Consider the following 18,108-nt stretch of genomic DNA (forward strand, 5'->3'; position numbering starts at 1 on the left):
GCGGAAGAACCGGCTTGCTCACTTTTGCTTGTTAAAAGAACTTCACCTCTTCGCCAATCACTTCGCTTAACAGCAGGTTTGCCAAGCGTGATGTTCCCATGCGGAACCACTGGTTGGTGAGCCATTTCTCGCCCAGAACCTCCTTGACGATGGTGTAATAGATAAGTGCATCCATCACAGAATTAAGGCCTCCAGCGGGCTTGAAACCAATCTGAATACCTGTCTGCTCGTAATATTCCTTGATGGCCTGACACATCACGTATGCTGCCTCTGGCGTTGCTGCTGGCTGCTCCTTACCTGTTGAGGTCTTGATATAGTCGGCACCTGAATACATGGCTAGAATAGAGGCTGTCTTGATGTTTGAAGCCGTCTTCAGACAACCTGTTTCCAGAATCACCTTCATCTTCTTGTCGCCACAAGCCTCCTTCATCTGCTGGATTTCATCGCATACTGTCTCGTAGTCGCCAGAGAGGAATGCACCTACGCTCAGCACCATATCGATCTCTGTGGCGCCATCTTTTACTGCCAGTGAGGTCTCGATGGTCTTCACCTCTATTAAGGCCTGAGACGAAGGGAATGAGCCTGAAACACATGCAATCTCTACGCCATCTACCTCCAAGGTCTCAGCAACAATCTTGGCAAAGCGCGGATAGACGCAGATAGTGGCTACATGGGGTAGGTTAGGATAGGCCTCGTCGAACTGGTTTACACGTTCTGTAAAGGCCAGTACACTTTCATCGGAATCCGTAGTTTTCAGCGTAGTCAGTTCCACGCTACCCATCAGGAATTGCTTTACTTCTGGGGTATCGTTCTCATGCACTTTCTCTGCAATGATCTTCTTCACAGCCTCCTTCACTTCCTCGTCGGAAATTTCGAGGTTGTACTTACTCAGAGCCTCTTCAATACGGCTCTTCTCTGGCATCTCCACGTGGTGGTGATGCTCGTGGTCATGATGATGTTCTGCCATAATCGTTTATGCTAATAGTTTCTTGTTATGTATATGTCGTAATGCGTCTCTTTGCGTCTTCTTTTCAATGGATTTCTCTAGTTCGGTGGTGAGGTCTACGCCCGTCTGATTGGCCAGACAGAGCAGCACCCAGAGCACATCTGCCATCTCTTCGCCCAGATTGTCTTTCTCGCCCTCCTTGAAGCTCTGATCGCCATATTTACGGGCTATCACACGAGCCAATTCGCCTACTTCTTCCGTTAAAACCGCCATATTTGTCAGTTCTGAGAAGTATCTCACACCGTATTCCTTAATCCAGCGGTCTACTGCTTCCTGTGCTTCTTTGATGGTCATCTGAACAGCATTTTAATGATGAGAATGAATATAGCGACCAGCAGAATGATAATGTTCTGTTTATTTTCGCGAGCATAGGCCTCCCAGTGGAAGGCTTTATAAAGAAAGGTTATGAGCCAGCAGAGTAGTCCGATGGCACAAGGCCACATGCCGAAAGCTGTTCCCCAAATCAGGCTGCATCCTATGCCTATAATAACCAGGATCAGACCAGATACTTCTATTTCTCTAAGATACTTTTTCATTCCTTTGTCAATTACTAGTCTTTTTTATTCCTTATTCTTGGTATCCATGCAGATGGTGACAGGTCCGTCGTTGAGGAGTTCTACCTTCATATCTGCTCCAAATTCGCCCGTTCCAACGGTCTTTCTGATGGCCTCAGAGAGTTGTTTGCAGAAAGCCTCGTAGAGTGGGATAGAGTGCTCGTGGGAGCCAGCACGAAACCAACTGGGACGATTTCCCTTCTTGTAACTGGCGTAGAGCGTGAATTGACTGACTACCAGACAATTTCCGTCTACATCGAGGATGCTGCGATTCATGACACCGTTTTCATCGTCAAACACCCGCAGATTGGCAATCTTCTTCACCAACCACTCCACATCCTCCATTGAATCCTCATCGCAGATACCTAATAGAATTAGGAATCCGAGACCTATTTCTGCCTTCTTCTGGCCTTCGATGGTAACGCTGGCGTGGGTGACACGCTGAATGACTGCTCTCATAACGTTTCTGATTTTTCGGCAAAGATACAAACTTATTTTTGTATCTCCAAATCTTTTTCGATTCTTCTTGTGGAATTATTAACCCTTCCTTTCATGCATTGTTCACAGTTCACAGTATCACAGTTTTTTTTCGAAGGGGTTGCCCTGCTTCATGGTATTATTTCTTATACATATTTATACATATATTTAATAATATTAACACTTATAAAAGCTTTTATTCCCCCTTTGCAAGAAATAACAAACTGTGATACTGTGAAACTGTGATTATTGTCGTTTCCTGTGCATGGCGATGTAAACTATTTTCTTTTTACTTCCTTACATAGGTTCTTTATAATTAACTCTCCCAGAAGAGCATTTAGCGTACCTTGATTTTACTCTAAGTAAAGTGGGAGTTTACTCGGAGGAAAGTGTCATTTTACCCGTCATAAACTCTAGGTTTCCTGACGACAATTCTTAGTTCTATTGCGGCTCACTCGTTGCCGTGTTTCAATGTAAATATTCTTTATTATTCTTCTTGATGGAAGTACTCGAATATGATTTTTGCTTTTGCCTTACCAATGAGTCCGGAAAGGGTCTCTAAATCAGCTTCTCGGATGCGTTTTACCGATTTTAATGCCTGCAATAGCGCATCTTTGGTCTTTTTTCCTATGCCTTTGATGTCATCCAGCTCAGAGTGCAGGGCATGCTTAGAACGCTTTTCTCGATGGAATGTGATGGCAAATCGATGCACTTCATCCTGTATTTGAGTGAGCACATGGAAGAGCTCAGACTCTACCTTCAGGGCAACCTTCATAGGCGGGAAACCATATAGTAGCTCATTGGTGCGATGACGATCGTCTTTGGCGAGTCCGGCAATGGGAATATCGAGATTTAGTTCGTCTTGAATCACCTCACGAATCACCTCCATCTGACCTTTTCCACCATCCGCAATAATGAGGTCGGGTAGGGGTTGTTCTTCGTCAACCAATCGGTTGTATCTTCTCGATACCACTTCCTTCATCGAGGCATAGTCGTCAGGGCCCTTTACCGTCTTGATATTGAAGCGTTTATAGTCCTTTTTGCTGGGCTTCATTTTCTTGAATACCACGCATGAAGCAACAGCATCCGAACCAGAGATATTTGAGTTGTCGAAGCACTCGATATGGTAGGGTAGTTTGGGTAGGTGAAGCTTGTCTTGAAGCTCCTTCATAAGGCGTGTTTGCTTCTGCTCCGGATTAAGTTTTTCTGCTTGTTTCAGGCGGTCCAGCTTGTATTGTTTGCCATTCATAATCGAGAGATCGAGTAGGGTCTTTTTGTCTCCTCTCTGAGGGATGGTAAAGGTAACATTTTCGAGCTCTACATCTACCTCTTGGGGCACGATAATCTCCTTAGCATCGCTCTTGAATCGCTGCCGTAATTCAATGATTCCGAGCTGCAATAGTTCATCGTCTGTCTCTTCTAGTTTCTTCTTGTATTCGATGGTAAAACTCTGGTTGATAGAGCCATTTGAGACGTGGATAAAGTTGATGAATGCCATCTTCTCATCACTCGTAATAGAGAATACATCGACGTTGTTGATGGTGTGGCTCACCACCTGACTCCTACTAGCGAATTGGTCCAGTGCGATATACTTCTTTTTCACTTCTTCTGCCTCTTCAAAACGCAGTTCTTCTGAGAGTCTTAGCATCTCTTCTTTCAGGTCGTTGAGCACCTGGCGCGTGTTTCCTTTTAGGATCTCTCGTGCCTGAAGGATGTTTTTCTGATAGTCGTTATACGATTGTTTCCCTACGCATGGACCCATACATTTTTTAATATGGTAGTCCAGACACACTTGGTATTTCCCCGCCTCAATGCCCTCTTTGGTGATGGGTTGACGACAGGTACGAGGATGGTAGAGTTCCTTGATGATGCCCAGGATGTTGTTCATGCTCGTAACATGAGAGTAGGGGCCATAAAAAGTGCCTATTTTCTTGTTGATATTCCTGGTTTTGAAGATGCGTGGGAAGAATTCCTTGGTAATGCAGATGCTAGGGTAGGTTTTACCGTCTTTGAGCAACACGTTATAGCGGGGATTATGCTTCTTGATTAGTGCGTTTTCCAAGAGTAGGGCATCCTCTTCTGTATTTACTACCGTATAGCTAATATCGAAGATTTTACTGACGAGCACTTTGGTCTTGAAACGGTCTATTTCTGCGTAGAAGTAAGATGAAACCCTAGACTTGAGATTTTTGGCCTTACCCACGTATATGATGGTGTGCTCATGGTCGTAGAACTGGTAGCTGCCTGGTTTATCTGGCAACCTGCTAACGATTCCTTTCAGGTAGGCTAAACGCTTTTCGTTTTCTTCCTTTGTCATGCTGCTGTTGATGATGCAAACCTTGCGGACCCCCTGTAATTAAAGGTGTTCCGCAAGGTCGTGTTTCACGTGGAACGTTTCTCAGATAGTTAATAACGTAGTAAGATCTATACCCTCAAATTCGTCACGACCATGTAATCCTTCGTCTTTGATTTCCACGATGAAGTTCATATAGACCTTCTTGGGGTGGAAGTGCTGAACCAGGTTATATGCAGCCTTGGCCGTACCTCCTGTTGCCAACAGGTCGTCATGAATCAGAACAACGTCGTTTTCGTCGATGGCATCGATGTGCATCTCAATGGTGTCGACACCATACTCTTTGGAGAAAGATTCTTTGATTACTGTATAGGGCAGCTTTCCGGGCTTACGTGCCATCACGATTCCACACCCTAGTCGTCCTGCCAAAGCAGATGCCATAATGAAGCCCCGACTCTCGATTCCAACGATTTTGGTGATGCCCTTGTCTTTGTAGATAGCCTCCAGTTCATTCAGCATAATCTGTACACACTCGGCATTCTTATAGAGCGTGGTCACGTCTCTGAAGTTAATGCCCTTTTTGGGGAAATCTGGTATGGCACGCAGATTGTCCAATAATACTTTGTTGTTCATAATCAGTGAGTTATAAAGTTATTAATGATCATTTGTTTCACGTGGAACGTTACCGCCCCATCAGTACCAAGAGCACATTGATGTCGCTGGGAGAGACGCCAGGAATGCGGCTGGCCTGTGCCAGCGTCTCGGGCTGGATCTTCATCAGCTTCTGGCGGCATTCAGTAGAGAGACCTTGCAGCTCTTCGTAGTTGAAGTGCCCACGAATCTTAATGTTCTCCAAGCGGTGCATTTTCTCTGCCACAATCTTCTCTCGCTCGATGTATCCTTTATATTTCATCCTGATCTCCGCAGCCTCTGCAATCTCCTCTCTTCGATTAGATGGGCGATTCAGAACCTCTTTTAATGGAGCGATGATTTCTGATAGGTTCGTCAGATTGAGCTGAGGACGGTTCACTAAGTCTACGAGCTTGCAGCCAAATTGGAGTGGGGTAGTGCCAAGCGATTCGAGTGCATCATTTATTAATCTCGGTTTTATCGCAAAGTTCTGACAGAATGTTTCGATTTCTTCGATGGCCTCCTTTTTCTCCATCCACCAATCGAAACGGTCCCTTTTCGCTAATCCGAGCTTGTAGGCTTTCTCCGTTAATCGCGCATCGGCATCATCCTGTCTCAACAAGATGCGATATTCTGCTCTGGAGGTAAACATACGATAAGGTTCATCTACGCCTTTTGTCACCAAATCATCGATGAGAACGCCGATATAAGCCTCGTCGCGATGAAGAATCAGCGGACTGAACTGACTCTCGCTCTCTGCACCAGCTTTCAGGGCAGCGTTGATGCCTGCCAATGTCCCCTGGCCTCCTGCTTCCTCGTAACCTGTAGTTCCGTTTACCTGACCAGCCATAAACAGATTGCCGATAATCTTCGATTCCAACGAATGATAAAGTTGCGTTGGGTCGAAGAAATCGTACTCAATGGCATAGCCTGGACGATAGACTCTGACATTTCTGAAGGCAGGCATCTTCTTCAGTGCTTCTATTTGCACATCCATCGGAAGGGATGATGAGAAGCCATTGAGGTACATCTCGTTGGTGTCTTCTCCTTCTGGCTCCAAGAAAAGGGGATGCTTATCTCGTTCAGGGAAGGTCATGAGTTTCGTTTCAATCGAAGGACAGTAACGAGGACCTATTGATTGGATCTGACCATTATATAAAGGTGAATCGTCCAATCCGCTTCTGAGGATCCGATGCACTTCCTCATTCGTGTTTACCGTCCAGCAAGGCAACTGCTTCAGGGCACCTCCCTTGTTCATATAACTGAACTGATAGGGGCGGTTCTCACCAGGCTGAATCTCCATTTCATCGAAATCCACTGAGCGCTTGTCAATGCGGACAGGAGTGCCCGTCTTCATGCGAGCTGATACGACACCATGTTGGGTGATGCTCTCCGTAAAATGGGGAACGGCAGGTTCTGCAATGCGACCACCAGCCACCATCTTTCGTCCTATATGCATCAGCCCGTTGAGGAAGGTACCTGCTGTCACAACGACACACTTGGCATAAATCTCTGCGCCCCAGATGGTGCGTACACCAATGGCTTTCTTGTCTTCCACAATCAGTTCATCAGCCTGATCCTGCCACACTTCCAGATTCTTCGTTTCATCGAGTCTTTTTCTCCACTCCCAGATAAACTTGCCTCTGTCGCATTGGGCACGAGGGCTCCAAACGGCAGGCCCTTTGCCAACGTTCAGCATACGGAACTGGATGGAGGTGGCATCAGTCACCAAACCCATCTGTCCACCAAGGGCATCGATCTCTCGTACAATCTGCCCCTTGGCGATGCCTCCGATGGCAGGGTTGCACGACATCTGGGCAATCTTATTCATGTCCATCGTCACCAGACATGTCTTGGCACCCATATTGGCACTGGCACAAGCTGCCTCACAGCCTGCATGACCTCCTCCAATGACGATTACATCATATCTTAAAACCATAGTCAAACGCTACACCTTTCAATCAATAATCGAATTGTTGGCGCAAAGATACTCAAATTTTGATAATTTCCCGTGGAAAGTCCAACTTTTTTTGTAACTTTGCAACCAAATAAGCAAAAAACTCGGAATTATTAGTATAATGGAACAAGCAGAACGTATCAGGCAGATGGAACAAAGGCTTGAAAAGGCTTCGGCAGCGACTATGGAACTGTCAGCAGCCCTCGACAAGTATCTGGATGTCCAAGAGGCGATAAAAATGCTCAGTGATTACTATGGTAGTGAGGACTGGAAAAAGGACTTTGCTGACGACGAGGCAGGTCTCTTGCCATCAGATCTTAAGAGGGGCGTTCTATCAGAAGACGGCATCTGGAATCTGCTCTCTGATTGTCAAGAATTGAATGTCAGATTACGAGAAGCAATAACGAAAATGTAATTTTTTTGAAAAAACGCTTGCTTATCTCATTATTTTTTACTATCTTTGTACCCTAAACGTGTGCTGATGTACCTAAAAGTAAGTATCAAACATTCTATAACTCATTTAAATTCAACAACTTATGTGGTTAATCAATTCATCAATTGGTAGAAAAGTTGTAATGTCTGTTACGGGCGTTGCGCTCATTCTGTTCCTGACCTTCCATGGTTGCATGAACATGGTGGCGCTATTCTCGGAAGAGGGTTACAACATGATTTGCGAATTCCTGGGTGCCAACTGGTATGCCGTTGTGGCTACACTTGGCTTGGCTGCCCTGGCAGTGATTCACATCGTCTACGCGTTCATTCTGACAGCGCAGAACCGTACCGCCCGTGGTGACAACCGTTACGAGGTGGCTACGACGGTTAAAGCTGGTAAGGTGGAGTGGGCATCTAAGAACATGCTCGTTCTTGGAATCATCATCCTTATTGGTATGCTGATTCACCTGTGGAACTTCTGGTACAACATGATGTTCGCAGAGCTTGTGGGCGCTATGCCTGCCATTGATCCGACAGACGGCTTTGGATGGATCAAGGTGACATTCTCGAATCCTGTATTCGTAGTGATTTACATCATTTGGCTTGCAGCCATCTGGTTCCACCTCACCCATGGTTTCTGGTCAGCTATGCAGACCCTTGGCGTAAGTGGTAAGATTTGGCTGAAGCGCTGGCAGTGCATTGGCATGATTTATGTAACCGTGCTCATGCTGATGTTCCTCGTTGTGGTTTTGGCTTTCGCATTCGGTTGTGCACCAAGTCTCAGCTGCTAATTATCAACTTTAAAATTCTAGAAGATTATGGCAAAAGTAATTGATTCTAAGATTCCCGCAGGTCCAGTGCCTGAGAAATGGAAGGAATATAAGGCTCATCAGCGTCTGGTCAACCCGAAGAACAAGCTGAAGCTGGATGTGATTGTGGTTGGTACTGGTCTGGCTGGTGCTTCTGCAGCTGCATCTCTCGGTGAGATGGGATTCAACGTGATCAACCTGTGTATTCAGGACTCTCCTCGTCGCGCTCACTCTATCGCTGCTCAGGGTGGTATCAATGCCGCTAAGTGCTACCAGAACGATGGTGACTCTATCTACCGTCTGTTCTACGATACCGTCAAGGGTGGTGACTATCGTGCTCGCGAGGCCAACGTCTATCGTCTGGCTGAGGTTTCTAACAATATTATCGACCAGTGCGTGGCTCAGGGCGTACCTTTCGCTCGTGAGTATGGTGGTATGCTGGCTAACCGTTCATTCGGTGGTGCTCAGGTAAGCCGTACATTCTACGCCAAGGGTCAGACGGGTCAGCAGCTTCTGCTGGGTGCTTACTCTTCACTGAGCTGTCAGGTTCAGGCCGGTAAGGTAAAGCTTTACACCCGTTATGAGATGGAAGATGTGGTGATCGTTGATGGCCGCGCTCGTGGTATCATTGCCAAGGACCTGTGCACAGGTAAGCTGGTTCGCTTCAGCGCTAATGCTGTGGTAATCGCTACTGGTGGTTATGGTAACACTTATTTCCTCTCTACCAACGCTATGGGATGTAACTGTACAGCTGCTGTTCAGTGCTATCGTAAGGGTGCTTACTTTGCAAATCCCTCTTACGTTCAGATTCACCCCACCTGTATCCCCGTTCATGGCGACAAGCAGTCTAAGCTGACGCTGATGTCTGAGTCACTGCGTAACGATGGTCGTATCTGGGTTCCAAAGAAGCTCGAGGATGCTAAGGCTCTGCAGGCTGGAACCAAGCAGGGTTGGGAGATTCCTGAGGAGGATCGCGACTACTATCTGGAGCGTCGTTATCCTGCATTCGGAAACCTCGTTCCTCGTGACGTAGCCTCTCGTGCTGCTAAGGAGCGTTGCGACAAGGGCTTCGGTGTTAACAATACCGGTCTCGCTGTATTCTTGGATTTCTCAGAGTCTATCAACCGTCTGGGTATCGATGTAATTATGCAGCGTTATGGTAACCTCTTCGAAATGTACGAGGAGATCACCGACGTATTCCCTGGCGATGTAGCCAACGAGATCAACGGCGTGAAGTACTACAAGCCCATGATGATCTATCCCGCTATCCACTACACCATGGGTGGTATCTGGGTAGACTACGAGCTGCAGACCACTATTCCTGGTTTGTTCGCTATCGGTGAGTGTAACTTCTCTGACCACGGTGCTAACCGTCTGGGTGCTTCTGCTCTGATGCAGGGTCTCGCCGATGGTTACTTCGTACTGCCTTACACCATCCAGAACTATTTGGCTGATCAGGCTGTATGGCCAAAGGTTTCTACCGATCTGCCTGAGTTCGCTGAGGCTGAGAAGGCTGTTGACGCCGAGATGGATCGTCTGCTGAAGATTCAGGGTAAGCGCTCTGTTGACTCTATCCACAAGGAACTCGGCCACATCATGTGGGAGTATGTGGGTATGGGCCGCACCGCTGAGGGTCTGAAGACAGGTCTGAAGAAGATGCACGAGCTTGAGAAAGAGTTCGATACAAACCTCTTCGTTCCTGGCTCTAAGGAAGGCCTGAACATCGAGCTTGATAAGGCTATCCACCTGCGTGACTTCTTCACCATGGGTCAGCTCGTAGCCTTCGACGCCCTCTCTCGTAACGAGTCTTGCGGTGGTCACTTCCGCGAGGAGTACCAGACCGAGGAAGGCGAGGCAAAGCGCGACGATGAGAACTACTTCTACGTAGGCTGCTGGGAGTATCAGGGCAAGGGCAACGAGCCTACTCTTATCAAGGAGCCACTGGAGTATGAGGCAATCAAGGTACAGACACGTAACTATAAGAATTAATAAGGTATGGCAAAGAATATTTCATTTACAATAAAGTTCTGGCGCCAGAATGGCCCCAAGGACCAGGGACATTTCGACACCCACGAGATGCACGATATTCCCGATGACACCTCTTTCCTGGAGATGCTTGACATCCTGAACGAGGAGCTCATCAACGAAGGCAAGGAGCCCTTCGTGTTCGACCATGACTGCCGCGAGGGTATCTGCGGTATGTGCTCACTCTACATCAATGGTACGCCTCACGGACTTACCGAGCGTGGCGCAACAACCTGTCAGCTCTACATGCGTCGTTTCAACGATGGTGACGTCATCACTGTCGAGCCTTGGCGCTCTGCTGCCTTCCCTGTAATCAAGGACTGTATGGTAGACCGCAATGCTTTCGATAAGATTATCCAGGCTGGTGGTTATACCACGATCCGCACAGGTCAGGCCCAAGATGCCAACGCTATCCTGATTCCGAAGGAAGACGCTGACGAGGCTATGGACTGCGCTTCTTGTATTGGTTGTGGTGCTTGTGTAGCTGCTTGTAAGAATGGCTCTGCTATGCTCTTCGTATCGTCTAAGGTATCTCAGCTGGCTCTGCTTCCCCAGGGCCGTGTAGAGGCTGCCCGTCGTGTGAAGAACATGATTGCTAAGATGGATGAGCTCGGCTTTGGTAACTGCACCAACACCCGCGCTTGCGAGGCTGTCTGCCCGAAGAACGAAACCATCGCTAACATCGCTCGTCTGAACCGCGAGATGATTAAGGCAAAGTTGGCTGATTAAGGTTTCACCTTATTTATAATAAGAGCGCTGTAGATCTTTCTACGGCGCTCTTTTTGCTTTCTGTATGTACCTTATTAAATTACAAGTTCTTTGATATGATTTTAATGAACTCGCTTTCAAAGTTGGGTGTGAGGATGCCTTGGCCAATGGTTGCACGGATTTCATCGAGGGTCCAGAAACGGCCTCCATCGAGTTCTTCACTTGAAAGACAGATGGGGCCATCGTAGGTAACGCGATTCACATAGACCAGTTCTCGCTCTCTGGCACTCTCAAAAATGTATTTCTCGATAAACTGCGGTTGGAAGTCGGTGATACCTAATTCTTCGCGAACCTCACGACGCAACGCATCTTCTGGCGTCTCTCCATAGTCTATATGTCCGCCCACGGCTGTATCCCATTTGCCAGGCTGGATATCCTTCCACTCCGGGCGCTTCTGCAGATACAGCTCACCTTTGGAATTGAACAGATGCAGATGCACCACTGGATGCAGCAGTCGCGAACCGTTGTGACATTCGCCACGAGTTGCCGAGCCAATCGTCTGACCATCGACATCTACGATGGGGAATATTTCTTGTTTGTTGTCTTGTGCCATGAGTTGTTGATTTGAAAATTATCCAAGGAAGAAAAGGCTGACGCCAAAGACGGAGATGATGGCTCCAATGACGGCCCGCCAGGTGATTTTCTCGTGGAAGAGCCAATACGAGGGCAGAAGGATGATAATAGGTGTCATCGCCATCAGTGTAGAGGCAATGCCTGCTGCCGTATACTGCACAGCCATCAGTGAGAAACCAACACCTACAAAGGGCCCGAAGATGGTAGTGGCCGTAGCCACGGAAAGTCCCTTTTTATCGTGTATCGCTTCACGTAAAGGAGCCATTCCATCGCGAAACCAAAGCAATAATGAGAAACCGATGATTCCTGCGACACAACGATAGAAGTTAGCACTGAAAGGTACCAGCCATTCGGGCATGCCTGCCTCAGCCATCATCGAAGCTTCATAATGATCCATTCCAATCTTGCTCAGTACCAAGCCAACACCCTGACACACTGCAGCGCCAATCGCAAAGAGTACACCATTGAGAGGTAATTTCAACGAAACCTTGTGGTGCTCGCCTCGTCCTAATACGGAAATACCGATACCCATGAGCGTTACCAGCATAGCCAAGATACTCATGGCCCTCATCTGCTGGTCTAATGTTATCCACGCCATCAGGGCTGCTGCCAATGGGGCAAGCGTCATAAAGAGTTGTCCATATCGCGAACCTATTATAATATAGCACTGAAAGAGGCAGAAGTCGCCAATCACATAACCCACAAGTCCAGACAGCAACATCCATCCCGCAGCTTCTACTGATGCTCCTGCAGGCAACGGATTGCCTGTTACAACGCCAAACAGCACCAGCGAGAACACCAGTGCCAAAGCCATACGCAGGACGTTTAGCGTCAGGTTGCCAAGTCGCTTTGAGCCGAACTCACTCAGTAGCGCTGTTGCTGTCCACGAAAACGCTACGCCTATTGATATCAGTTCACCTAAATAAGTCATCGTTTCTTTTTTGTTTGATCTTGTCTTTACTCTATTGAGATAATGATTCTTTGATAGGACTTCAGGTTGGAAGCTCCTTTATCACTGACCTCACAGATGAAGTGGAGGGCCTGGCCTGTGGCGTTGGTAGGGATGTGGAGGTTGACAACAGCGCTCTGCGCATCCTCAATGGTCAGTTTGGCTGTTCCTATTTCTGGTTGCTGCCACCATTGGAAAGCGATGGCGTTGAAGTCTGGGTCGGAACTTTTGGAGGCATCCAATCGGATGGTATCACCAGCTTTAGCCTGAAGTGTTAAAGGCGATGGGCCTTGGTGACCATTAACCACAACTATCGGATTGTGATTACCTTCGCCATGTTCTGCCCAATGCAACCGTTCTATAAAATCAAATAGCTCATGGAGGTAGAAGCGCTGCTTATAACCAATGCTGATGCTGCGCACTGGCTCCTCCCAACTGGTCCAGGCTGTTGTGAGCGAGTCAGGACAGAGACCACGCTGATGGTAGCCTGCCCAACCTGCTTGTGAGGGGTCTTCAGGGTCGTTGAGACCATTGGGTAATACATAGAGGAAACTAGGCGTATCACCCTCTACACCCCATTTGTAATTAGGATACTCCTTGCCCAATGCACCCAGTTTCTGGATGCTGTTCTGGTGCCATGCCCAGTGCTGCTTGCCCAGTTCGCATTGCTCCTGCCAGGTGCCCTCGTCCCAGATAAACTGCAGGTCGTCCTTAAACTCCTGACGCAGCCACTGGTGTGAACTATAAGCCCGATTCATACGCATGTTGTATTGCATATCCTGATCCGTAATGGTATAGATGCGGAATTTGCTTACAAACTTCTTCAGTTCCTCTGCTGAGCGTGTCTGCTTCACTCGCCAGATGGCCTGCGCCAGCGTGTTGGCGCCTCCCCAGGCTGCCACATAGATAGGACGTGGGTCGTCTTCATCTGCCAGTTGTATCAGCAGGTTACTGCCTGGCGAGTCATTACCTTCGCCAATCACCTTGATACCTCCATGCTCACTACCCATCACAGCACGACTTCTGAGATAGTCGGCACTGGGCCAGTAGCCTATATGCTGACGTCCGTTTTCTTCGTCGTTTGATAAGAAAGAAGTCTGCTCCGAGCGTTTCCTCAGGTTTTTGACATCCTGGCCATAGGCATCAATCACGCGATGCAGATACTGCGCCCATTCCTTAGGGTAGGGGTCGCAGTTCCATCCCACTGATGTAATCAGCGCCTCGATCTCAAACATATCGGCATAGACCATCAGGTGTACCATCGACTCCATATCGTCGGGCTCCACATCAGCAGGTGCAATGTCAGTACATACCACCAGACGTGGTTTCAAGGGCGTTTCCTTTGCGAAACTTATGACAGAAATGCCCAGCAGCATCACAAAGGCTATCGTTAGCTTTCTCATCTTGTATGTTTGCTTTTCGTTTTGCGAGGGCAAAGATACGAAATTAATATGAATTAATTTGTTTTATTCGGATAATTGTTGTACTTTTGCCCGGAATTTGTAATCATGGTTCAAGATGAGCAGAAATAAAATCTTTACCTTATTAATATGTGTAGCATGGACATTGACGGCTGGTGCGCAAAATTCTGTTGAGAGCATCCGCAAGGCTTACCAGGATGTTCATAAGATGATTGACCAGATGACGCCTGATGCAGATGGCATGTGGAAAACGCCACCAGAATATTTCGATTTGAAGGTGGTGCAGAACTTGCCAGGCACAGGTCCTCATGAGGAAAAAATCCGTATGTACTATGGTGAATTGGAGTCAGAAGAGGAGGGCAATCCCTATCCACCGCATTATCTCCGCTTCACTACAGCCAAGTATAACTTTGCTGCCCGTGAGTTCTATGAGGAATATCTCTACGACGACAAAGGACAAGTGATGTTCATCTATGCCCTCACCCCCGATGTTGGCGATGAGTTGATACCCTATGAGTTACGTATGTGGTTCGATGGCAAGCGCCTGCTGCGCTTCACAGCTAAGAAGTCAACCCTCAAGGATGTTTATTCTGGCTCGACTATCCCAGAGTTGTATCTCAGTGAAGCAGAGCGTTGTCAACAGCGTGCCCAACGTTATCTCTTGATGTTCAAGGGTATTGATGAAAACACAAACTTGTGACTTATGGCCAGGACATCAGGAAAACTATCTAGAATCACAGAGCAGCCCTCCCATTACGACCATCTGGAACAGATGTCGGTAGGAGAACTGTTGAAGCATATCAACGAGGAGGATGCGCTGGTGGCTGATGCCGTTGGCAAGGCTAATCCGCAGATAGAAGCGTTGGTGGAAGCCATTGAGACAAGGATGAAGCGTGGTGGGCGACTCTTCTATGTGGGAGCAGGAACCAGTGGACGACTGGGTGTGCTCGATGCCAGCGAACTGCCTCCAACCTTTGGTGTGCCAGAGGGTTGGGTGACAGGTATTATTGCTGGTGGTGACGAGGCTTTGCGCCATGCTGTGGAGAAGGCAGAAGATTCCCCAGAGCAAGGCTGGAATGACCTCCAGGCCTTTCATCCCACGGCGGATGACAGCGTGATAGGCATTGCGGCCTCTGGCACGACCCCTTATGTGATAGGCGCCATTCGTCAGGCTCACCAAAACGGACTCCTGACAGGTTGTATCACAAGTAACCCCAACACTCCTTTGGCAGAAGCCTCCGATTTCCCCATAGAAATCATCGTAGGCCCAGAGTTCGTGACAGGCTCCAGTAGGATGAAAAGTGGAACAGCCCAGAAGATGGTGCTGAACATGATATCCACAACCCTGATGATCAGGATGGGGCGCGTACATGGCAACCGTATGGTGAAGATGCAGTTGACGAATGCCAAACTCGTGGATCGTGGCACAAGGATGCTGCAGGATTACCTGGGATTGGACTACGACGAGGCCCAACAGCGTCTGCTCGATGCCGGAAGTGTGGCAGGAGCCCTCAAAGGCAAGGGCAGAAAGCACTGATTACTTACCCCATGCCTTCATTGACTGCAACAGGACGCTGAGCAGGATGAGGACGATACCCAGATAGAAAGAGAAATTGATTTCACGACCTTCCCCAAAGATGAGGAAGGCAAGGATAATCGTATAGCAAGGTTCGAGATTATAGGTAAGGTTTACCGTAAAGGCCGAGAGTCGCTTCAGGGCCTGGATCTGGAGCAGATACATGCCTACCGTACAGAACAGCGCGTGGCAGAGCATAAGCCAGAGGTTGCTGCCTTCAGGAATGACGACTACGGGCTGATGACTGGGAAATACCAACAGATAGAAAGGGATGATGGCAGAAACCATGATGAGACCACCCGACATCTGATACATCAGCACCGTCCGACTGCGCACCCCTACGCTTACCTTCTTATTACAGATGGCGTAGAGGGCACAGACGGCTGATGACAGTACACCAATCATGATGCCATAACGATAACGTGCATCGAGCGAGAAGATACAGAGCACACCAGCCACCGTTATCAGCGACAACAGGAGCTCCGTCCATGAAATCTTCCGTTTATAGATCAAAGGCTCGAAGAGGGCCGTGAAAAAACCTATGAGCGAGAAGCAGATGACACCAATGGAGACATTCGAGGCCTTGATGCTGCCATAGAACAACATCCAGTGGAAACCCAGCAAAGCCCCACAGCCACAAAGCTGCAGAAACTTTCGCCAGCCCACACGAGGCAATCCTGTAAAGACCAGCAGGATGAGGCTCGTAAACAGCATCCGATACCATACGATATCCACCTCATTCAATGTGATGAGTCGCCCGAAGAGGCCAGTAAAGCCTGCAAGCAGCACGCTCAGATGCAGTTGTACGAATCCCTTTCTCGTCTCCGTCATCAGACAGCTATTTCACTTTCCAGACATTCAGTACGATACCCTTGAACTCCGAAGAGAACTCAGGGGCGCAGACGAAGAGTGCATTATTCAGCCAACCGTATTTACTGTCTGCAGGAGCTTCGAACTGAGGGGCTGCACGGAAATAGAAAGATGGTTTCCCGTCAGCATCCTTCCCATTGGCAATGATGCCACGATTGCGGACGTGGATGTAGATACCGTCATCCGTCTTGATACAGTAGATGGCCTCCAGTTCTGTGCGGTTCTCTGTATTCAGTTGATAGTCTGCACCACCATTGATGATCGTTCCCTTCAGCAGCGGACCCTCGAAAGTACCTCCTGTGATGGGAATGACGGTACGGCGGCCATGCTGGGTGTTGTCAATGCCAAAGGCCTCGCCAAGCGTCACCTTCAGCTGCAGGGCAAACTCCAGTTCTGGTGTGAACTTCGGGGGGTAGCTCTGGGCGCTGACATTCAGAGTTAGGGCTGTCAGCAGGGCCGTGAATAGTAATTTCTTCATTGTAGGTTTGCTTTGTTATTACACATTTCTGATTATTTTGGTGCAAAGGTAATACAAAAATCTGAATTATTTGTTATCTTTGCATCCGAAATGATGAATCAGGCAACTTTTGACTTTATCCGTCAGCACGCTGATGCCGATGTGCGTCAGCTGGCACTTCAGGGGACAAAGGATCCTGAGGTCAATCTGACCTTTGCCCTTGAGCAGATAGCCGGCAGACAAAAGGCGCGCACCAAACTGCCCTCCTGGGCTGCTAACGACGGCATCATTTATCCTCCCCACCTCTCGATGGAACAATGTTCCTCTGAAACCACAGCCCTTTACAAAGCCAGGTTGGCAGGTCGTGGCGAGACCTATGTAGACCTTACAGGAGGCTTTGGCGTCGATTTCTACTTCATGTCGCAAGGTTTCTCCAAGCGCATCTATGTGGAACAAAATGCCGACCTCTGCACGATCGTTGGGCATAACATGCAAGCGCTGGGACTTCAGAGCACTGTGGTTTGTAGTCAGACGGCAGAATACCTGTCGTCGATGCCACATGCCGATGTCGTCTATCTGGACCCTGCCCGTCGTAATGAGCATGGTGGCAGGACCTACAGCATCGAGGATTGCTCGCCCAATGTGCTCGAGCTGATGCCCCGATTGATGGAGAAGGCAGAGAGGGTGATTCTGAAACTCTCCCCCATGCTCGATTGGCATCAGGCTGTGGAGGCGCTGAAGAGCGTGAGCGAGGTGCATATCGTCTCTGTCAACAACGAATGCAAAGAGCTCCTGCTGGTGCTTGGCAGGCAGACGAGCGAGACTTTGCGACTGGTATGCGTCAACGGAGAGAGTACCTTTGAAATAATTCCCACCGTGGGAACAAATAGTTCCCAGGCTGGGAACAAACAGTTCCCACGGTGGGAACTTTCTTCCATCAGGGACCAAAGCCTCTGTCTCTACGAACCAAACGCCTCCATTATGAAGTCCGGATGCTTCGCCGCCTTGGAGGAGCGGTTCCCTATACAGCAGATAGGCCCCAACTCCCATTTGTTCATTTCTGCTGACGAAATCCATGATTTCCCTGGTCGCAGCTTTGAGATATTGGCTGTTTCATCCATGAACAAGCGCGAGCTGAAGGAGGCGCTCAAGGGTATTGACAGGGCAAACATCGCAGTGCGCAACTTCCCTCTGTCAGTAGCCGAACTCCGCAAGCGCCTGAAACTGAAGGATGGTGGCGAGGTGTATATTTTTGCCACGACGGTGGGCAACGATGGGCATCAGCTCCTTGTTTGCCGTAAAAAATCTTAA

Annotated in this window: 19 protein-coding genes; 7 read left to right on the forward strand and 12 right to left on the reverse strand. The window is 48.4% G+C overall.

The features are described from left to right. Nucleotides 1–31: 31 nt before the first annotated feature. The 7 genes from deoC to mnmG all read right to left on the reverse strand — a co-directional run bounded on the left by deoC (nucleotide 32) and on the right by mnmG (nucleotide 6,899). Nucleotides 32–967: a deoxyribose-phosphate aldolase gene (deoC, locus tag BMY16_RS07685; RefSeq protein WP_091841382.1), complete on the reverse strand. Its 936-nt coding sequence runs from the start codon at nucleotides 965–967 to the stop codon at nucleotides 32–34. 6 nt (nucleotides 968–973) lie between these two features. Beyond that, nucleotides 974–1,300 carry a nucleotide pyrophosphohydrolase gene (locus BMY16_RS07690; protein WP_091841384.1) on the reverse strand — a complete coding sequence of 109 codons (327 nt, stop codon included), beginning with the start codon at nucleotides 1,298–1,300 and terminating at the stop codon, nucleotides 974–976. Continuing rightward, on the reverse strand, nucleotides 1,297–1,542 hold the full coding sequence (locus BMY16_RS07695) for a hypothetical protein (RefSeq protein ID WP_091841385.1): 246 nt from the start codon (nucleotides 1,540–1,542) through the stop codon (nucleotides 1,297–1,299). The genes BMY16_RS07690 and BMY16_RS07695 overlap by 4 nt, the downstream gene beginning before the upstream one ends. A 24-nt stretch (nucleotides 1,543–1,566) precedes the next feature. Next, entirely contained in the window at nucleotides 1,567–2,019 is a 453-nt protein-coding gene (dtd, locus tag BMY16_RS07700; RefSeq protein WP_091841387.1) for a D-aminoacyl-tRNA deacylase, read from the reverse strand. A gap of 505 nt (nucleotides 2,020–2,524) precedes the next feature. After that, nucleotides 2,525–4,354 carry an excinuclease ABC subunit UvrC gene (gene uvrC, locus BMY16_RS07705; RefSeq protein WP_091841388.1) on the reverse strand — a complete coding sequence of 610 codons (1,830 nt, stop codon included), beginning with the start codon at nucleotides 4,352–4,354 and terminating at the stop codon, nucleotides 2,525–2,527. Nucleotides 4,355–4,435: 81 nt separating this feature from the next. Further along, a complete protein-coding gene (locus BMY16_RS07710) occupies nucleotides 4,436–4,963 on the reverse strand; it encodes an adenine phosphoribosyltransferase (RefSeq protein ID WP_091841390.1) in 528 nt (175 codons plus the stop codon). Nucleotides 4,964–5,012: 49 nt separating this feature from the next. Continuing rightward, entirely contained in the window at nucleotides 5,013–6,899 is a 1,887-nt protein-coding gene (gene mnmG, locus BMY16_RS07715) for a tRNA uridine-5-carboxymethylaminomethyl(34) synthesis enzyme MnmG (RefSeq protein ID WP_091841391.1), read from the reverse strand. 139 nt (nucleotides 6,900–7,038) lie between these two features. Here mnmG and BMY16_RS07720 point away from each other — a divergent pair, with 139 nt between their 5' ends. From BMY16_RS07720 to BMY16_RS07735, 4 genes are all read left to right on the forward strand, one after another. Continuing rightward, the gene (locus BMY16_RS07720; RefSeq protein ID WP_091841393.1) at nucleotides 7,039–7,332 is read left to right on the forward strand and encodes a DUF4298 domain-containing protein; all 294 of its coding nucleotides are present in this window, start codon (nucleotides 7,039–7,041) and stop codon (nucleotides 7,330–7,332) included. A 121-nt stretch (nucleotides 7,333–7,453) separates the two neighbouring features. Next, the gene (locus tag BMY16_RS07725; RefSeq protein ID WP_091841395.1) at nucleotides 7,454–8,140 is read left to right on the forward strand and encodes a succinate dehydrogenase/fumarate reductase cytochrome b subunit; all 687 of its coding nucleotides are present in this window, start codon (nucleotides 7,454–7,456) and stop codon (nucleotides 8,138–8,140) included. A 27-nt stretch (nucleotides 8,141–8,167) separates the two neighbouring features. Further along, complete coding sequence (locus tag BMY16_RS07730) at nucleotides 8,168–10,147, forward strand: fumarate reductase/succinate dehydrogenase flavoprotein subunit (RefSeq protein ID WP_091841396.1); 1,980 nt, start codon at nucleotides 8,168–8,170, stop codon at nucleotides 10,145–10,147. 6 nt (nucleotides 10,148–10,153) lie between these two features. Further along, nucleotides 10,154–10,912 (forward strand): succinate dehydrogenase/fumarate reductase iron-sulfur subunit, encoded by a 759-nt coding sequence (locus BMY16_RS07735; protein ID WP_091841399.1) that lies wholly within the window; start codon nucleotides 10,154–10,156, stop codon nucleotides 10,910–10,912. 79 nt (nucleotides 10,913–10,991) lie between these two features. On the opposite strand, the gene BMY16_RS07740 is transcribed toward BMY16_RS07735, so the two are convergent. Genes BMY16_RS07740 through BMY16_RS07750 form a run of 3 tightly spaced genes read right to left on the reverse strand, consistent with a single transcriptional unit; the run spans nucleotide 10,992 to nucleotide 13,876 of the window. Further along, a complete protein-coding gene (locus tag BMY16_RS07740; RefSeq protein WP_091841400.1) occupies nucleotides 10,992–11,504 on the reverse strand; it encodes an NUDIX hydrolase in 513 nt (170 codons plus the stop codon). An 18-nt stretch (nucleotides 11,505–11,522) separates the two neighbouring features. Then, nucleotides 11,523–12,455: a DMT family transporter gene (locus tag BMY16_RS07745; RefSeq protein WP_091841402.1), complete on the reverse strand. Its 933-nt coding sequence runs from the start codon at nucleotides 12,453–12,455 to the stop codon at nucleotides 11,523–11,525. A 26-nt stretch (nucleotides 12,456–12,481) separates the two neighbouring features. Then, the gene (locus BMY16_RS07750) at nucleotides 12,482–13,876 is read right to left on the reverse strand and encodes a nucleoside hydrolase-like domain-containing protein (protein ID WP_091841403.1); all 1,395 of its coding nucleotides are present in this window, start codon (nucleotides 13,874–13,876) and stop codon (nucleotides 12,482–12,484) included. 115 nt (nucleotides 13,877–13,991) lie between these two features. Here BMY16_RS07750 and BMY16_RS07755 point away from each other — a divergent pair, with 115 nt between their 5' ends. Continuing rightward, the gene (locus BMY16_RS07755) at nucleotides 13,992–14,594 is read left to right on the forward strand and encodes a hypothetical protein (RefSeq protein ID WP_139207166.1); all 603 of its coding nucleotides are present in this window, start codon (nucleotides 13,992–13,994) and stop codon (nucleotides 14,592–14,594) included. Between the two features lie 3 nt (nucleotides 14,595–14,597). After that, nucleotides 14,598–15,431 (forward strand): N-acetylmuramic acid 6-phosphate etherase, encoded by an 834-nt coding sequence (gene murQ / locus BMY16_RS07760; protein WP_091841407.1) that lies wholly within the window; start codon nucleotides 14,598–14,600, stop codon nucleotides 15,429–15,431. Here the strand turns inward: murQ and BMY16_RS07765 are convergent, their stop codons facing one another. Next, the gene (locus BMY16_RS07765) at nucleotides 15,432–16,301 is read right to left on the reverse strand and encodes a DMT family transporter (RefSeq protein ID WP_091841408.1); all 870 of its coding nucleotides are present in this window, start codon (nucleotides 16,299–16,301) and stop codon (nucleotides 15,432–15,434) included. 7 nt (nucleotides 16,302–16,308) lie between these two features. Then, nucleotides 16,309–16,818, reverse strand: coding sequence for a DUF3237 domain-containing protein (locus BMY16_RS07770; protein ID WP_091841410.1), 510 nt, complete (start codon nucleotides 16,816–16,818; stop codon nucleotides 16,309–16,311). Nucleotides 16,819–16,908: 90 nt separating this feature from the next. Here BMY16_RS07770 and BMY16_RS07775 point away from each other — a divergent pair, with 90 nt between their 5' ends. Further along, complete coding sequence (locus tag BMY16_RS07775; protein WP_091841411.1) at nucleotides 16,909–18,108, forward strand: class I SAM-dependent methyltransferase; 1,200 nt, start codon at nucleotides 16,909–16,911, stop codon at nucleotides 18,106–18,108.

It is taken from the genome of Prevotella sp. ne3005 (genome assembly GCF_900110085.1).
Classification (GTDB): Bacteria; Bacteroidota; Bacteroidia; order Bacteroidales; family Bacteroidaceae; genus Prevotella.

Bases quoted from the DNA above. Each gene is read 5' to 3' on its own strand.
- deoC (WP_091841382.1), bottom strand. From the start codon at position 967: ATGGCAGAACATCATCATGACCACGAGCATCACCACCACGTGGAGATG.
- BMY16_RS07690 (WP_091841384.1), bottom strand. From the start codon at position 1,300: ATGACCATCAAAGAAGCACAGGAAGCAGTAGACCGCTGGATTAAGGAA.
- BMY16_RS07695 (WP_091841385.1), bottom strand. From the start codon at position 1,542: ATGAAAAAGTATCTTAGAGAAATAGAAGTATCTGGTCTGATCCTGGTT.
- dtd (WP_091841387.1), bottom strand. From the start codon at position 2,019: ATGAGAGCAGTCATTCAGCGTGTCACCCACGCCAGCGTTACCATCGAA.
- uvrC (WP_091841388.1), bottom strand. From the start codon at position 4,354: ATGACAAAGGAAGAAAACGAAAAGCGTTTAGCCTACCTGAAAGGAATC.
- BMY16_RS07710 (WP_091841390.1), bottom strand. From the start codon at position 4,963: ATGAACAACAAAGTATTATTGGACAATCTGCGTGCCATACCAGATTTC.
- mnmG (WP_091841391.1), bottom strand. From the start codon at position 6,899: ATGGTTTTAAGATATGATGTAATCGTCATTGGAGGAGGTCATGCAGGC.
- BMY16_RS07720 (WP_091841393.1), top strand. From the start codon at position 7,039: ATGGAACAAGCAGAACGTATCAGGCAGATGGAACAAAGGCTTGAAAAG.
- BMY16_RS07725 (WP_091841395.1), top strand. From the start codon at position 7,454: ATGTGGTTAATCAATTCATCAATTGGTAGAAAAGTTGTAATGTCTGTT.
- BMY16_RS07730 (WP_091841396.1), top strand. From the start codon at position 8,168: ATGGCAAAAGTAATTGATTCTAAGATTCCCGCAGGTCCAGTGCCTGAG.
- BMY16_RS07735 (WP_091841399.1), top strand. From the start codon at position 10,154: ATGGCAAAGAATATTTCATTTACAATAAAGTTCTGGCGCCAGAATGGC.
- BMY16_RS07740 (WP_091841400.1), bottom strand. From the start codon at position 11,504: ATGGCACAAGACAACAAACAAGAAATATTCCCCATCGTAGATGTCGAT.
- BMY16_RS07745 (WP_091841402.1), bottom strand. From the start codon at position 12,455: ATGACTTATTTAGGTGAACTGATATCAATAGGCGTAGCGTTTTCGTGG.
- BMY16_RS07750 (WP_091841403.1), bottom strand. From the start codon at position 13,876: ATGAGAAAGCTAACGATAGCCTTTGTGATGCTGCTGGGCATTTCTGTC.
- BMY16_RS07755 (WP_139207166.1), top strand. From the start codon at position 13,992: ATGAGCAGAAATAAAATCTTTACCTTATTAATATGTGTAGCATGGACA.
- murQ (WP_091841407.1), top strand. From the start codon at position 14,598: ATGGCCAGGACATCAGGAAAACTATCTAGAATCACAGAGCAGCCCTCC.
- BMY16_RS07765 (WP_091841408.1), bottom strand. From the start codon at position 16,301: ATGACGGAGACGAGAAAGGGATTCGTACAACTGCATCTGAGCGTGCTG.
- BMY16_RS07770 (WP_091841410.1), bottom strand. From the start codon at position 16,818: ATGAAGAAATTACTATTCACGGCCCTGCTGACAGCCCTAACTCTGAAT.
- BMY16_RS07775 (WP_091841411.1), top strand. From the start codon at position 16,909: ATGATGAATCAGGCAACTTTTGACTTTATCCGTCAGCACGCTGATGCC.